Source organism: Desulfogranum japonicum DSM 18378 (assembly GCF_000429945.1).
GTDB lineage: Bacteria > Desulfobacterota > Desulfobulbia > Desulfobulbales > Desulfobulbaceae > Desulfogranum > Desulfogranum japonicum.
The window spans coordinates 1-17,365 of sequence record NZ_AUCV01000046.1 but is presented as its reverse complement, the minus strand read 5'-3'; the positions used below and the strand labels follow the sequence as shown (position 1 = coordinate 17,365).

Sequence of the window (17,365 nt, the reverse complement as noted above, 5' to 3'; positions counted from 1 at the left end):
ATGCCGACCATATTACATAAATACTATCCAATCAGAAAGATCCTTTTCTTCCTTGGCGAAGGCATTTTAATTTTTGCAACCTACTGCCTTTGTAACCTTCTTTTCACCCCCTGGGAGATAGTCTATTTTGATTATGCCCTGCATGCGCTTCGTTCCGGAATGGTCACGCTGGTTTTCCAGGCATCACTCTATTTCTTCGATCTTTACGATTTAAGAAAACCGGGAACGACCACGGATACATTTATCAGCATGATGCAATCTTTTGGTGTTGGCTGCATAATATTGGGACTCTTCTATTTTGCTTTTCCCCCTCTTATTATCTCCACAAAAATTTTCTGGAGCAGCTATATCATCACCTGTGGTTTTCTTCTTGTGTGGCGATCGCTGTATTACCTGATACTGGAACGAAAACTCTTTTCCCGCGAAATCGCAATCATTGGAACAGGTGAAACCGCAGCCAAACTATATAAGGAAATCAGTGCTGATTCGGAATGCGGTTACAGCATACTGGCATTCGCAGGCCCCCAAAAACCCTCTTTCGATCATCCGGGCGTCCCCCATGTCCCCACCCTTCAAGCATTGGCAGAATTGGGCCTGGCTCACAGGGTGGAGCGTATTGTAATAGCCCTTGATGACCGCAGGGGTAACATGCCGATCGCCGACCTCTTGTCAGCAAAAGTTCAGGGAACCATCATCGAGGATGGCATCTCGTTTCATGAGACCCTCACCGGCAAAATACTTGTGGAAAAGGTTAATCCTGCCTGGCTGATTTTTTCCGAGGGATTTGACAGTGGTCGCATGACCCTGTTTATCAAGCGGACGCTTGACCTCTTTTTAGCCCTGAGCGGACTACTCTTGTCACTCCCTCTCACCGTAATCACCGCAATACTGATAAAGCTTGAATCGCCTGGACCTGTTTTTTACCTCCAGGAACGGGTCGGAGAAAAAGAGAGGCCATTTAACGTCATCAAATTTCGTTCAATGCGTAACGATGCGGAGAAAGATGGTGCTGTATGGGCCAGTAAAAACGACGCCAGAGTGACCAGGGTAGGCAATTTTATCAGAAAAGTCAGAATTGATGAAATACCGCAGATGTGGAATGTTCTCAAGGGAGATATGAGCTTTGTGGGGCCCAGACCTGAACGACCGGTATTTGTACAGGCACTGGTGGAATCCATCCCCTATTATTCACTGCGACATGCTGTCAAGCCTGGAATCACAGGGTGGGCTCAGGTCTGCTACCCCTATGGAGCATCTGAAGAAGACTCACTCCGTAAACTGGAATACGATCTCTATTATATTAAAAATCAATCCATTTTTATGGACCTCCTAATCATATTCCGCACTGTAAAAACAGTGCTTTTTCAGAAGGGCTCACGCTGAGCCCTCTCAAAAGACATTTCCCCAAGCTGAAGGACGATGCCTGCCACTTTTCAGGCCATTACTATTGTTCCGCCCACATTGCATAATCATGTTGCCCTGATTTATCGTCTTTAACCACAACTACAACAGGAACCATACACGCCTGCAGAGTGTCCTCCACGAGCATTTCTTGCTAATACGTCATGATTATTGTATGTTTGAACTGTATACAATCCACTCCATGATCTCCAGGGATAGAATCTGATTAGTTATGAACAGTCACCCTTTTTCAACCACTTCCGAGAAAAACACCCTGCTTCTTGCCTTCCCTCTGCAATTTTTTACAGCCATGCGCACCATGCGCCTTTATCCCCCTACTAACCCACAGGTTCTGCGCAATAACAAAACTGCATACAATTCCTTTGCCAAGTTACTTGCACAATGCGACGCAAACACCGTTGTCCTGGCTGTTTCCGAGCAAAAAATCCTTGTTAACGGAGAACAACTTGCAGAAAGAGATCAAAAACGTCCGCAAATCACTGGATTGAGAGATTTTCTCAATCATATCCATATTCACTCCTTGTCGTTTACAGATGCCTTCAACGAACAGGAATGCACCCGGTTTATTGAAATTTTCTCCGAACTTCTAGGGAAGAGGGAACATGATCAGCCTCTTGATGAAATCATTGCCCAATACAATATTTCCGGGGTACAGGTTGACGAAAAAAAATATGTGGTCGTTCATAAAGGGGAACAGGTCGTCAAAGAGGAGCATTTAGGAATGCTCAGTGGCTCCATGCCTGTCAGTGAAGAAGATATGATTAATTACGTGCTGTCCCAGGGAAGGCAGGAAGCCGATCTACACGGCCTCTCCCCTGATGTAGCGGACAGCATATTGAAGAAGCTTGCCGAAGCCACAAAACATTACGACAACCCCGAAGACATGAACAAGGCTGTCCTTACCTTTCTTGATGGAATAGGGAAGGAAAATGACGACAGTATACGTGCACAGCAGATAGATACAACCGCGGCAACAATAGCAGGATTAACCCCGCCGGCTCTCTCACGCTTTATTTCATCTTTACCGGAGTCGTCGCTCAGTGACGATATGCTCAATGCCACCATAGGCCACTTGAATTCCGAGCAGTTGAACAGACTGCTGGCTAATGTTGTAGCACAGCTTCCTTCTATGAAATCGGGCGAGGGTTTTGGTAGTCTGCAGATTGATGAACATAGCCTGCTCAACCGTTTTATTCGCCTAGCCGATGACAGTGAAGTTAAAAAAAGTATCGCCCAGAACGTCGATGCCAGAACCCTGCTGGCCAATTCAGACACCAGACTCAAAGACTTGCCAGCCCCTCTCCTGAAACGTCTCCAGCAGCCTGAATGGTCAGCTCCGGTCCTGACCAACGCTATTCAACAAAGCGTTGATCCCGGTATAGCTGCAGATCACCCAGCAGCATCAATCTCCCTGGCACATATGCTTGCCAACTATGAAAAACTGCTTTCTGAAAAACAGCAGTTTCAGGTTGCCCACGAGGCAGGTTCTCAATTGGCGCATTCAAGCGGGTTGATGCTCGGCAAGCTGATTACCTATAATTTTAAAAGTGTTTTCGGAGAGCAATTATATCAGCAGATCATCGAGAATATTCCGCAAGAAGCCCTGGATCAAACACTTGAACAACTGCAGCCCGAACAGCTGAGCCACATAATCAGCATGTTGTATTCCACGCTCCCGGCCACGGCTACTGGCAGCGAAAGACAACAGTCTGAAGTTCTGCAACGGTTGCTTGCCTCAAACAAGGGTGAACAGGTGCAGACTGTCTTGAACCAACACAATGATGCACAACAGCTCCTAGGCACGCTCAATGCACCAGAAAAAATGCCAGACAGCCTGCGACAACGGCTACAGGACCCCCAATGGTCTGCACCCGTTCTCCTCAATGCTGCCAGACAGGCACATGCGCTGCCCGACAGTGCTGATGATGGACAGGTTGACGTTGCGGCAATCAATCGAATTCTCAATGCCTATGAATATATCCTGGACCAGGATAACCAGGATCAGGTGTCGGCAACCGTTGCAGACAAGCTACTCTCTGTTCAAGGGCTGCAACTGGGAAAACTTATATCCCATAAGTTCAAAGGTATTTTTGGAGAAAAGGTCTACAATCAGCTCGTCAGTCAAAGCCAGGATACGACCCAGGACGACTCTTTGCAACAACTAACCCCTGAACAGTTAAACAGATTGGTAACCATGATGTCGGCCAAACTTCCATTTAGAATCGATATCGAAGGAGAACCAGATTACAGCGCCATAGAAACACCAGAATTACAGAAACTGCTCAACTCCCCAAGAAAAGAGGAAGTGCAGCAGGCCATAGTACAAAATTTCGATGCCAGGCAGCTGGTTGACAATCCACAAACCACCCTTGCCGAACTTCCTCCACATCTGGTGGAACGACTCAAACAACCAGAGTGGTCAGGCCGGGTGCTTGCCAATGTAGCACAGCAAACCATGGACCCGGAACTCTCGGCAAATGGGAGTATAAACTTCGCTGCATTCAATACCATTCTCGGGCATTTTGAACAGTTGCTCGATGCCGGCACGCAGGAAGACATTACTTCCCGGCTCGGCTCGCAACTGGCAGCCTCAGAGAGTACTGCCTTGGCTCATCTGCTCTCTCACCGCTTCAAGGGTATACTTGGCGAAAAGCTCTACAAACAAGTCCTCAACCAGATACACGATGACCAGCTTGAGGCAACAGTTGACACCCTTTCCACCCGCCAGATCAACAAATTGATCGCCATATTGACAAGTGCGTCAGAAGACGGCGAAGCCGGTTTGGAAAAGGATGAAGAACAGGCCTTTCTTCACAGGTTGGCTTCAACCAGCAAAAGCCCTATCATCAAACAACTGGTTGCACAACAACTTGATGCACAGCTCCTTCGCTCTTCCCAAACATCGGTTGAACATTTACCAGAACAAGTTAAACTGAGATTGCAGCAGCCAGGATGGTCGTCACCGGTGCTGACTGCTGCTGCTCACCTGTCCGTTGACCCGGAACTCTCCAGCGACAGCAGCATAGACATCAAAGGATTCAATCAGATACTGACAGCCTATGAAAGCCTGCTAAACGAAGAAAAACAAAAACAGGTTGCTGCGTCGGCCGGGGCTAGGATTGCAGAAGATCTGGAAGAACGAGAGCTTGGTCTCATTCTTATACAGAAATATAAGGGCCTTTTTGGGGAAAAATTCTACTCCGAGGTCATTCGGAACCTCAGTGATGAAAAATTTACCCGGCTTGCAGAACAGATGCAACGTTTTGCCACTGGCCAGGAGATGCTCCCCAATGACGAAATGGACCAGAACGTTCAGGAAGCATATACAGCTTTGATGAAAACCGTTCGAGAACAAAAATTACGTACAGTAGTTAAAATCCAGGAAGAAAAACAAAGCGAACAGCAGGAAAAAAATATGAGCCGTATCTCCCAGGGGCTTAAAGATCTGCAAAATGGTGATTTGGAGGCTCTACGTTCCCACGAATTCTGCTCCGTATTACCCGACAAAATCATATATGCACTCCAGAAGGAAAGACATGAAGAAGCTGACACGCTTCTTGCCCAACTCGCTGTAGCACAGCACACTGCTGACGAAGAAATTAGAATGAACAGTGCTCAGACACTGGCTGCCGCTGCCGAAGCCATGGCGGCACATAATCGCTGGCCAAGATTAGCCAGGCTCCTGCCAGCCCTGGAGCAGATGCTTCTCTCAATGACTGCTGACGAAGACAGTATCACCAGAACAATCAGTGCTATTTCCAAACTCGCATATCATCATCTTACCCAGGAAGAGTACACCCATGCCTATGATACAATCTACTCCATCAAGCGGCTGGTAAATCCAACAAACAAAGGAATCTCGGAAAGTGTCCGCCTCCATGCCGGTGAAGCACTGGAACAGATCAGCACCAACGAAGTACTTGGCAGACTTCTTACACGCTTTCTTGAAGCTGGTGAAGGAAGTGACAAGGCCGGTAAACTCCTCTCTCAAATGGGTAAAACCTCTGCGAGCTTCCAGGTTGACCATCTCATAAAAAGTGACAGCAGGTTTGAAAGAAAGCGTTTGCTCGACCTGATTAAACAATCCGGTAAATTTGCCACGGAAATACTTCAGGAACAGTTGCAACAGCCGGGCCCCTGGTATGTTCACAGGAATATTATTCGTTTGCTTGGTGACATTGGTGATTCTACCGTACTGCTCAAGTTGCAGCCATTTCTCGATCACGATGATTTGCGCGTTCAGCAGGAAACACTGGCAGCAGCCGGTAAACTCGGCGGAGAAGATATTACCGAATTTTTAATACGGGCGCTTCTTCGTACAGATGACATGCTTAAAACAAAAGCTGCATCGCTGATGGAAATTTTTCCTGATGAGCGGTTTGTACGCCATCTTACCGAACTTCTGGAGAGCACGGCTCCTTTTAAAGGTAAGAGCAAAGATACATTACACATTACCATATGCCAGGCTCTCGCTGCCATTGGATCCAGAAAAGCTCTCACCTCCCTGCAGAGAGTGGCACAAAGTAAGAACGTTCTGGGCAAAGCCACATATTCCGACAGCGTAAGGGCGGAAGCGGAAAAAACTGTCCATATTCTCAAATCAGCTGCCCCAGCCAAACCAGACGATACAGATCAAGAGAAGGACACGTATACAGCTACACTTTCCTTTACCCAGCAAGAAGAAAGAAAGGCTCAACAGGAAAAACTACAACAGGAAGAACAGGCAATTCTGCATCTTGCCGAACAAGGGAAAATAGATGAGGCAAAAAAGAGCTTGTTTGATCTCATATCCAATACAGCTCGCAGGGGTGATTTTGAAAATGCAGAGCGTCTTCGCGAGCGATTTTACGATATTGATCCCATGGCACTCAGCGAAATCATTCGCTCTGGCGAAATAATTGAACAGGAGAAAGGTGGGGCAATTCGTGAAGATGATCTCCAAATCTGGGCCAGGTTAACGGACAGACTCACTTCTGAAGAATTCTTGACCATCTATCATGAATTCCGTGAACGCACCTATGGACCTGAGGAGAATCTTGTTAGCCAGGGAACATTGAGCAATGAACTGTTTTTCATAAATCAAGGCAGTGTGAAGGTTTCCCACCTCATTGGCAACAAAGAGCTTTTTATCACCACTCTGAGCCGTGGTGAACTGGCAGGGGAAAATTTTTTCAATCCGTCAATATGGACAGTCAGCCTCACAGCCCTTACCCAGGCCAGGGTATACAGGCTCAAACAGGAAAAATTGGCAAAGTGGCAAGAACAATTCCCAGGCCTGAGAAGTAAACTGGAGAAATTCTATATTGAACATAATAATGTTCCTGATCTCATTCAGAAGAAGGGGTTGGATCGACGAACCGAAAAACGGTTCAAACTCTCCAGAAAGATCCAGGTCCAACCTACAGACAACCAGGGTAAACCAATCGGCAAGGGCTTCCGTGCAGAACTTGCTGATATCAGCCGGGGAGGCCTTGCCTTCCTCATCCGCATTACTCGAAAAGAGAACACCAGACTCCTTCTGGGACGAAAAATGCAAGTTGTTCTCCCGGTGGGTATTAAGGGCGAATATCTGTATCTGAAAGGAACCGCCATAGGCATCCAACCCCACGATCTCCTGACCAAAGACTATGGTGTGCACTTTACCTTTGACCTTCTGCTTGAAAACAACTCCATGCAGAAGATTTTGGGTTAGCTCTCCTCATACCGGCATTAGGGGTCACGGAAAAAATAAATTATCCACAATCTTGCTTGTCTCTTGACGCGACGACGTTACCAAACCGATATCCTACGCAATTTTTGGATATGTATTATTTTCCGCGACCCTTACGCAAATGTTGCAGATGAAAAATCCGGCTCCCAAAGCAGGAAGACATCCACATCGAAAATATCTGCCCTGCGGGGTGTCAGCATCACGGTTTCCACTGGATACTTCTCAGGAGCAAACCTTGTTGTGAGTTCTCCTATCTGTATCTGTAATTCATCTGTCAACAGTTGCAGTTCATCCTGAATACGTAGTATTTCTTCCCTGGCCCGCTCTACATCGGCCTTTTCCCTGGCCAGCCGTCCAGCGCTTCGTACACCACGTGCGGCTCGATTGGCCGTTGAAGTCGACAGCAACTTTCTGCCAAACAAGGCTCCGATAACTGCTGTTCCGATGGACATGACTGTATCAACGCCTTTTACATACACATCCTGCTCTTCCTTCTCAAGTTTACTTTGGGCCTTTTCCAGACGAGTTTCCAATGCCCTTCGTTTCTTCAGATAGCTCTCCTGAACCTTCTTTTTCTGCTCCTCCAGGGTTTCTATAAGTACGGCATGTATCCGCTGCCTGAATTGTTGTTCACCTTCCCCGGGATCGGAAAAGATTTTAAGAGATTTTACCTGAAACACCTGGTACTTTTTGTTGTGGTACAGATAATCAATCAATGCTTTTTTCTCTGCATGCAGATTCTTCATGCGCAGAACATAACCTGGCAGTGAAGCATATCGCGAACCTTCATGGCATTGTAAAGCTAAGTCCTGCAACTGAAGATCCACTGGTTCAGCCGAATTCCATGCAATGGCTTCTCTACTTCCAGGAATTTCCAGCTTTAAACAAACCTGCTCCTGCCGGTCAACTCCTCTTGCCTGCTTCACAATACGTACAGTTGCAAACCCTATAAAACTCGGTCTAAATTGAATCTGCTCTCCGGGAAAGGGGGGAGGGACAAAGCGCTGACCGATGCCTGTTTCGAGAAGTGGTGCATTGGCAGAGTATGCTGTATTTATTTCCTGGGAATTACGTTCAAGACGACTTTCTTTTTGGTGAAAAACAGGTACCTTCTCTTGATTCAAATGCGCAATTTCATCAAGGCTCAAAGGACCTTTCAAATAAGAAATGGTCCAACGGCACTCAAATAAAAACGCATCAGGATGGTACGTTGAATGGACGAGAAACACACGTCTACGCATAGTACCCAGAGCGTTACGTATTGCCTCCCGTACCTGAGTGTTTTCCCTGCTGATATTGGAAAGCACCCTGTCCTGATCCTGGCGGGTCTGCATCCTTCCCACAAACCAGGTACCGATATTGGCAAGTCCCTTATAATCGAGGTCTACGGGATTCTGTGTAGAAAGTACAACCCCCACTCCATATGCCCTGGCCTGTTTCAATAACAGCAACATCAACTTTTTTGAAGGTGGCTGACTGGTTGGCGGAAAGAAGCCAAAAATCTCATCCATATACAGCAGGCATCGCAGCCCACTGCTTGCCTTTTGCTTTCGCATCCAGGTAAGCAGTCGCCCAAGAAACAGGGTGACGAAAAACATACGCTCAGCGTCAGTGAGATGGGCGATGGAAAAAACAGACAAGGCTGGTTTGCCACTCTTATCGTAGAGCAGCTGCTCTATTGAGAGTTCCTCCCCCTGCATCCAGGCAGCAAAAGTTGGACTGGCCAACAGATTATTCAATTTTACAGCCAGATCCATCCGTTTGTTCTGGGGAAAAAATGAATCCACAGGTATGATGCCCACCTTTTCAAATGGTGGTTGAACCACCTGCGAAATCACGGTTTCAATGCTCAGATTCTTTTCTTCTTTCCAGGATGTCAGAAGAATAGTGGAAAGCAGTATATGCTCCCTGCTGGTCAGGGGATCGCCCTGTATACCCAGTAACCCCAATAGAGAAGAGGCTGTTGCACTCACAAGTCCTGCGATGGTATCTGTATGCTGCAGGCTTTCCAGGTCTGGTGCTTCCAGGTTATGCAACAGTGACAGGGGGCGCCCTCGAGTGCTGCCTGGAGTGAAAAGATTAAACGCAGTGCGATCACGCATGCGTTGTATCCGCTCAGCAGATTGATCCCAGGACTCCAACCCATGTTTCCAGGTTTGGGCAGTCTGACGTGCTAACTCATCACGGCTAATCCCCTGTCTTTCAGCTTGCTGCTCATCAATCCATGGTTTGAACGTATCAGCCCTCAGAGAAGGTGTACTCAGCAACAGGTTTCCCATATCCCCTTTGGGGTCGAGAATGAAACAAGGAATACCATCAATGGCTGCTTCCTCCAGAAGGGTAATGCCCAAGCCTGTTTTCCCGCTGCCGGTCATCCCCAGGATGGCCGCATGTGTGCGCAGCTCCCTGTTGTTGAAGACAAAAGGTATGGCTGAAGTGATTCCCTGGGCGTCAAGTTCTCGACCCAAATAGAAAAGATCCATTTTTTCGTAATCAACACCTGCTGTCATATCTTCCTCCGCAGGAACGATATTTCATTGATCAGCCCTGCTCTTTTTGATTGAATACACTATGATAACCAATTTTTACAATGAGGTGCAACCATGTCGGACGTAATCAGCCGTTTCTACCAGTCCCTACTGCCGGAGGCTGTCCTGAACAAAACAGCCATGCAGTCGCCCTGCCCCTTCTGTGCCCAACAGAAGACATCACCACAAGGCACCCTGGTAGTTCATTTAAACCCGGAAAGTTTTTTCCACGGCTATTTCCGTTGCTCCTCCAACTGCGTACCAGGGGGATTTGCCCTCCATTTTGGGCGGCTGATGAAGATTGATCTTAACACGGTTCCCGGGTATGACCCAGATCGTGAATATGGTGGCCTGTTATCTGATTTTCCTATAAAAAATATTAATCAGGACATCATCCAATTCATGGATAAACTCACAGAGGAACAGGAACGCCAGTTCATTGATGCCCATATCAGCCGGGATGTGCTTCGTCTTCTGCGTATAGGGTATAATGGCAGATACCTGGTCTATCCCTATCTGCAAACCGATGGTAACTATTACAGTGGGCGCTGCATCCATCCCGACAAACCAACAGATACATTCTGGTACGGGAATGAGACCTTTTCCAACCAGGGAATGCGCATATTCAACAGTCTCGACATTGATCATTGTGAAAACGGCAGTCTCATCATTGTGGAAGGAGAAAGAAACCTGTTGATTCTGAAACAATTTGGTTTGCCGGGCATTGCCGTGCCAACTGCTGCTGATCTCGATTTTATCCCATGGGAGAGATGCAGATACCTGCGCACGATATTTCTTTGGGTTGACAACAATAAGGAATCAGAGGCTGCAGCGAGAAGTTTTGCTACCAAAATCGGCTTCAAAGTGCGCCTTATTCAGTGGAGTACGGAGACTAAAAAAGATGAATCCCTGTTTACTCTGGCATCACACTGCAGCAAAGAACAACTGCAGCAGACGTTGTTTAACTCCATACAAAAATCCAAGGCTTTCAGCCCTTTTTATTCTCCCAACAGGGAATATCATCATTTTCTGACATCCCTCACCATGGAACAGGAAGGGGGTTTTAATAAACTGAAATCCGGTTTTCCACAGATGGATCGCGCTCTGGGATGTATCAGGGGCATTAACATCATGGGTGGGACCCCAAAGGCTGGGAAATCCTGTTTTCATATCCAGATCGCTTCCCAGATGGCCTTGAATAAAGTACCTGTCATCTACTATGATTTTGAGAACGGTCGCCGAAAGATTTACCTGCGCACCCTGTCACGCCTCAGCAAACTGTCAACGGATATTATCCAGTCCCGTCAGCGCACCCAGGAACAGAACCAGATTCTGGAACAATCACAGCAACAGCTGCAGAAACTGCTGCCATACCTGCGAGTGGTGAACGACCGCAAGCTCACCCCTGACCTGATGCGCCGGCACATTGATTTTCTCCGGCATGAAACCAACAGTGAATTTGTCTGCGTGGTCATAGACAGTCTGCATAAGCTGCCGTTTCAGGATATCACCAACATGCGCTCCGGTATTGACGGCTGGCTTCGGCAACTGGAAGCCATTCGTGACGAATATCAAACGTCATTTCTGGTGATCTCTGAACTGGCCAGGGGAGAAAGCGGTCAGTTTGACCGACAGCCAAGCCTTGGCTCGTTCAAGGGGTCGGGAGACATCGCCTATTCCGCTGATAACGCCATGGTACTGCTGCCTGACTGGGATCCGTTCGACGATGCCGACCCATCCACCAGGGTCAATAACCTCTGGCTGGTTGCCAGCCGTGAACAGAGCCCTGGAAAGATCGGGTCTTACCGGTTGGATTACCCGTACTGGGGCTTTGTTGAAATGGAATAAAGGTGATGCAACAGCTCTAAAACCATCCCCATGACCAATGAAAATTTGGGGATGCCCTGATGTATATTGAGACCAAGATGGAGCTGAGTCTTATTAGATTTTTTGCGGTCATCAGGCCGATCACAACTTTTTGTCAGGCAGATCTGCGATTGCATGGTCAATGACCGGAACCCGCTGCTGTAAATCGTCAATAGACAGTAAAGTTGAATAAAACAGTGACATCCTGGATATTTCACACTATTATCAAAGGGTTGAACATTACACACAGCATTGAGCCAAATACATTCATCCCCTTGACGCATTCCCATGAAAAAAATCATGGCAGTAACAGACGCAGATCCGTATAATCTGCACTCCTGGTCTGGTTCCAGTTACTTTTTTTTTAATGAATTTAAAAAAAGAAACAATTTCGCAGGCGTCTACTGCGCCAGAACCAACCTTACCCTGCTCGCAAAGCTGGTGAGCTTCCACCCGCGTGTCTCCACCTGGAAATTTAAGTATAATCTCTCTCCCCTGCGGTACCATCTGCTGAAAATGGGAGCGCGGCGACACGTACTCACTAAAAATAAGGCCTATGACATCTTGTTGCAGCTTGGCAGCTGGTGCGACCTTACCACATTTGGAACCCAAGACGTCGTTTCTTACCACGATGGTAATTTAGCAGCCCTGTTGAACAGCCCCCACCCTTTACCTAAAGTACCGAAATCCTGTCTGCGGAGAGCATTTGCCTATGAAAAGAAAGTCTACTCAAGGGTCAGCAAAATCTTTTGTTTCAGCAACTGGCTTGCCTCCTCTTTCCATAACGATTTCGACGTCCCCTATTCCAGGCTGGAAGTTGTTGGAGCAGGCATAAATTTACCAGAACCCATTGTTACAAAAGAAAAAAATTACTCGAGCCCCAATATTTTATTCATCGGCATGAATTTTCATCGTAAGGGCGGACCATGCCTGCTGGATGCCTTCAAACAAGTGAAACAAGAAATCCCCGGTGCCCGACTGAAAATCGTTACCGCCAAAAAAATGGATAGGCTTCCCGATGGAGTGGAATATATCCCTGCTATTGACAAAAATTCTGAATATGGAATGAACCAACTCCTGGAATTGTACAAATGGGCCAATCTATTTGTTATGCCTTCACTGTACGAACCGTTTGGAATAGTGTTCCTTGAAGCCATGGCTCACAAAATACCATGTATCGGCACACGAACGTGCGCCATGCCGGAAATAATTAATCACGGCACAACCGGGTACCTGGTTGGCCTGGAAGATGGCAGGCAACTTGCCGACACCATTACTGACCTGCTGAAGAGTCCCGCCACTCTCAAGGCGTTGGGTGAAGCCGGATATGACAGAGTAAAGGACAGGTATACGTGGAAGAGTGTAATAGATACAATGAGCTCTGTTATAGCCACGCTGTAACAAAGGGCCTCAGCAAGGTCCTGCCATGTATGAACAAACAGAGAAGGCCCCTTTTACACATGTACCTGGGTCTGTGACATTCCGTATGCGAGAAAAAGCAATAAACCGAAATAACAGCAACTTAATTGAATCTTGGCTTTGAGAGGGACCGCATAATATACATTGCTGTCTTCATGCCGCTTTTTCCACAACTGATACAGGCTTTGCAAGCCGAAAAAAAGAATTACCAGTAAAATTGGATTAAAAGACCGAAAAAGAAGAAGTACCAGACCGATTACTCCCAGAATCCACAATTTAGGAGAAATAGCCGCAACAGTCCTCCCTCCATCCAACGGACGAACGGGCAGTAAATTAAGAAGATTAATGAAGAATCCGCTATAAGCCACAGCAAACCAGAAACGCTGGCCTGTATACAAACCATAAGACCAGCAGAGGGTGGCAGCTCCAGTCCCTACCAGGGGACCGGCTATCCCCACCCATGCCTCTATTTCTGCATTTTTAGGCATTTCTTTCAAGGCAACAAATGCCCCTACAAATGGAATAAAAAACGGGACAGTGGACCTGATTCCATATTGCTTTAAAGCATATACATGCCCCATTTCATGGAAAAAAATGAGCAACACAAAGGCAACAGCGAACTGCCATCCCCAGAGATTTGCATAGGCCCACATGCATACAATCATTGTTGCCCCGGTTTTAAACAGGGCCCCAAATTTAAGAAATTTGATGCCTACAAGCAATGGTTTGACAAACTTAAACAACAATACTCCGATGGCAAGCAGACCAGTAATAAGGCCCGAGCGCTTGCCACCTCCACCATCGCTGGACTGATTTTGCACTTCAGGAGTTGACTCCGGTGTATTCTCCTGCATAGTCATTGTAAACTTCCCTGAATATTCTACTGTTGAATGTTACCCTTTTTTCTTAAAAAGACGGGCCACCATTGCTCCACCACCTACAATAATGGGAATAATAGCCTTCTTCAAAGCAATTAACACCGCGAAAAGTTTCCCAAACAGACCTGCCTTGGCAGCAACCCCACCGGCTACAAGAGCGGCAAGACCATAGGCAGCCTTTTTATCTGTAGTTGGGTTAAATTCATCGTATCGATATCCGGGATTAAATTCGGTAAAAGACATGATTGAAGGCATTTCCTGGGAAACATTATCAAGCTGTGCTATCCCAGCCACAGCATTGAGCACCATCACTCCCTTGCGTCCCAATACCCTTATATTATAATTCAGGGTATGGTTTTCATCATCACCAAAGGCTAGCTCCTTTGCCCAATACAATTTGTGTTCTGTTTTATCATAGAATGGTTCTGCAGCCCATCCTACCAACGTTACAGCTTCATATCCCTGCTCAGTACGTTGCTTGTTTGCCTCTGCAACCGCCTTTTTCATGTCCTGCATCAAAGCGGTATAGTCAATGCTGTCTGCATCTTCGTCTGAAACATAGCCATCCTGTTCATACGATATCACAACAGCCCAGCTCCCCTCATCAACCACTCCGGTATCAACAGGAAAAAGCATGCCAAGCGTTCCTGAACCATCTGGATTACCCCAGGCTTGAACCAGCACCCGCTCTGTATCTTCCGGACCGAGATAGTAAAAAGATTCCGGAACCGTAAGGGTTGCAACATCACCAGGCAAAACGATTGTTCCCTGTTGTAAATTAAGCGAGGCAACAAATTCTTCAACTGTCATTGTTCCTTCTTGGGGCTGTGTTTCACCGGATTGTGCAGTACCTGCAGCAAACATAAAAAAAAGAAAACACAGCAACACACTAATCTGCTTCATTCAGGGATCTCCAAAACATAAAAAAGGGACCGGCAAGACCCTCCAGTCCATCCGGCAATATGTTTGCATCAAGGGACATACAAACCCATAAAACAACTAATTAACCATAAAAACGGAAAAACAGATATCAACTACAAAGTTGGCCATAATAAGTCAAGACAAACCTTCCCACGATCTGGGAAGCCTTTGTGCTGCAACATTTCTTTTTTATCTGAAGATTCGTGCAGGGTGAAGGGATACATTTCATCATCAAGGCCAGGTTGAAACAAGAAAAAACTCTCCTTGAAAAGAAAAATATACCGTCGTCAGCCTTAAAACGTGAACCGCTTCCTGGCTATAACCACCAATCGATCTGCTTCCTCGATAAGGTATTCATGATCCGGATTGGCCATTAAATCCCCTTCCCTGCCTTTTTGAATGCCGATGGCAGTCGCCTGGTACTTCTCCTTTACCGTTACCATAAGTTCAAGAAATGGTGTACCAACGTAGTTTTCAGGTAAAGGAACGGAATACAGATCGTTACCGTAGCGCGAACTGACCAGCTCGGAAACAATGGAAGACATTCCATGGTCCATGGTGGCAGTAGCCAATAGATGGCTGCTGAGCTCACTTCCAATGATAATCTCATCGGCATTGGCTCTAAGACAATGCTGCTTGTTGGCTTTATCTATTATCTCAACAATGGTATAGACATCAGGATTAATGGTCTCCACTGTGAGAGTGGTCAACACCACCTTGGCATCCCTTGCGGTGGGGTCTAGGTTATCATCTCCCAAAATTACAACCGTGGAAGCCTGTTTCAGGTTGGCTTTGCCAAAAGTTTCTTCGTTGGCAGAACCGTTTATAAATACGAGATCTGGATCATCCATCGGCTTTTCCGCAATATCAGCAATCAGCACCACAGGGGTTTCACATCGCTTTACACCGTTTCGTAACTCTTTTAAAACAGAATGGCTTCTATGGTTCCACTCGCAGATAATTACATGGTTCTCAAGGCTGGTTGCAGCCATTCCTTTATTCTCCTTTAATCTGTTACTTATCATGATTGTTGCCAGGGCAGCGCTGAACATACCCAATATTCCTATACCAAAAAACATCATAAAAGCTGCGACAACCCTTCCTCCGACAGTGGTTGGAGAAATGTCGCCATACCCAACTGTGGTCAATGTTACAATCGACCACCAGACGCCGTTTACAAAGGAAATATCAGGTTCCGCCCAAGTAATAGCCAGGCTGCCGACAAACACCATGAAAATAATAAACAATACAAGTTGTGCGATATTTTCCCGCTGAACAATTCTAAGCAGACGATACAGGTTATTTTTCATGATTGTAAAAAGTACACCAACTATTTTTTCTTTGTCTTTTTTCGATGTATTTTGAGTAAGCAATGATTTTTTCTTTTTCGTGTCTTTGTCGTGAGGAACGTCTACCTCATAAGACCTTCAGTTAATAATGAGATCAAGGCTTCATCGGCCTCAAAAGCATAAGTAAACGGTATGTCGACAGTCGGAGTAAAGCGAAAAAGGTAACAACTCATAGGTGAAACGGATAAATGTAAAACTCACCTGTATGTGTAACTGGTTACAGGGTACTTGAGATTTTCGCAATCAGGCTGGCACAGCGTATTGGATCATACGTAAGCCAGGCTTTGCGCGGAAGGATAATAAAACTGTTTCGTCAAAACAAGCGTATTAATATCTTATAAGGAGTTATATGAAAATATTAGCATTTAACGGCAGCCCCCGCCTTAAAGGAAACACGGCAACAATGCTGGACAATGCTGTAAATGGCGCAAGGGATAATGGTGCAGAAGTGGAACTGTTCAATTTGTACAAAATGCAGTATTCCGGCTGTATCAGCTGTTTTTCCTGTAAACGCCTGGACAGGGAACGTCCCATTGTTTGTGTGGTTCAGGATGATTTGCAGCCAGTACTGCAAAAGGTTCGCGATATCGATGCAATACTTATTGCCACTCCCGTCTATTTCGGCAGTGAAACCGCTGCAACCCGTGCTCTTATCGAGAGGCTCTGTTTTCCGTATCTTAATTATGCAGATTACGCCAACAGCCACTTCCCACGACGAATTCCGATCGGCCTCATTTATACCATGAATATCCCCGTCGAAATGATGAAGACCTTGGGTTACGATGTAACCTTGGGCCGTACAAAAACGACCCTTGAACGGGAATTTGGATACTGTAAAATGATCATGGCCAATAATACCAAACAATACGACGATTACAGCAAGTATGAGGCCAATGCGCCAGGCGAGGAAAAACAGGCGTACCAGGAGGCACATTTCGGTAACGATTGCATGCAAGCCAGGTTGCTGGGTGAACAGATGGCATCCGGCAAATTGTTTGTTAATTGAACGTCGACGGGAATTTCAGGTAAAAATAAATCCGAAAGCTAACCCAAGTTCGTGACGCTGGATCACAATTTATCGTAAATACAGATATTTACCGGTTCAGCATGTGCCGTTATGGCACTACTTTTTTTCTTATTCTGTGAGCAGTTACTTTTTATTCATATTGTTGTCTTCACCTGCTTACCTGGTAGATTTTGCACTCCAAGAGCTGACAAAATTTCCTGTTGGGATGCATCCGGGCGGCTACTTTTTCTCACGTGCACTGTACT

General features: G+C 46.3%; 9 protein-coding genes. 5 read left to right on the top strand and 4 right to left on the bottom strand.

Annotation, left to right across the window (positions count from 1 at the left end; genetic code table 11):
* Together G493_RS0118225 and G493_RS0118215 are read left to right on the top strand one after the other, a co-directional pair.
* The gene (locus G493_RS0118225) at positions 1 to 1,383 is read left to right on the top strand and encodes a TIGR03013 family XrtA/PEP-CTERM system glycosyltransferase (protein ID WP_028581560.1); all 1,383 of its coding nucleotides are present in this window, start codon (positions 1 to 3) and stop codon (positions 1,381 to 1,383) included.
* Positions 1,384 to 1,633: 250 nt separating this feature from the next.
* On the top strand, positions 1,634 to 7,114 hold the full coding sequence (locus G493_RS0118215; protein WP_028581559.1) for a HEAT repeat domain-containing protein: 5,481 nt from the start codon (positions 1,634 to 1,636) through the stop codon (positions 7,112 to 7,114).
* 131 nt (positions 7,115 to 7,245) lie between these two features.
* Here the strand turns inward: G493_RS0118215 and G493_RS29985 are convergent, their stop codons facing one another.
* The gene (locus tag G493_RS29985) at positions 7,246 to 9,642 is read right to left on the bottom strand and encodes a helicase HerA domain-containing protein (RefSeq protein ID WP_035275080.1); all 2,397 of its coding nucleotides are present in this window, start codon (positions 9,640 to 9,642) and stop codon (positions 7,246 to 7,248) included.
* A 93-nt stretch (positions 9,643 to 9,735) separates the two neighbouring features.
* On the opposite strand from G493_RS29985, the gene G493_RS0118205 reads away from it, so the two are divergent.
* A complete protein-coding gene (locus G493_RS0118205) occupies positions 9,736 to 11,508 on the top strand; it encodes a bifunctional DNA primase/helicase (protein WP_028581558.1) in 1,773 nt (590 codons plus the stop codon).
* Positions 11,509 to 11,826: 318 nt separating this feature from the next.
* Complete coding sequence (locus G493_RS32475; protein WP_051309512.1) at positions 11,827 to 12,927, top strand: glycosyltransferase family 4 protein; 1,101 nt, start codon at positions 11,827 to 11,829, stop codon at positions 12,925 to 12,927.
* 53 nt (positions 12,928 to 12,980) lie between these two features.
* On the opposite strand, the gene G493_RS0118190 is transcribed toward G493_RS32475, so the two are convergent.
* From G493_RS0118190 to G493_RS0118170, 3 genes are all read right to left on the bottom strand, one after another.
* Positions 12,981 to 13,805 (bottom strand): site-2 protease family protein, encoded by an 825-nt coding sequence (locus G493_RS0118190; RefSeq protein ID WP_084813643.1) that lies wholly within the window; start codon positions 13,803 to 13,805, stop codon positions 12,981 to 12,983.
* 33 nt (positions 13,806 to 13,838) lie between these two features.
* Positions 13,839 to 14,726 (bottom strand): DUF2167 domain-containing protein, encoded by an 888-nt coding sequence (locus G493_RS0118185; RefSeq protein ID WP_028581555.1) that lies wholly within the window; start codon positions 14,724 to 14,726, stop codon positions 13,839 to 13,841.
* 311 nt (positions 14,727 to 15,037) lie between these two features.
* Positions 15,038 to 16,054, bottom strand: a complete 1,017-nt coding sequence (locus G493_RS0118170) for a potassium channel family protein (protein ID WP_153306582.1) — start codon at positions 16,052 to 16,054, stop codon at positions 15,038 to 15,040.
* Positions 16,055 to 16,442: 388 nt separating this feature from the next.
* Between G493_RS0118170 and G493_RS0118165 the strand changes: the two genes are divergently transcribed.
* A complete protein-coding gene (locus tag G493_RS0118165) occupies positions 16,443 to 17,099 on the top strand; it encodes a flavodoxin family protein (protein ID WP_028581553.1) in 657 nt (218 codons plus the stop codon).
* Positions 17,100 to 17,365: the final 266 nt, after the last annotated feature.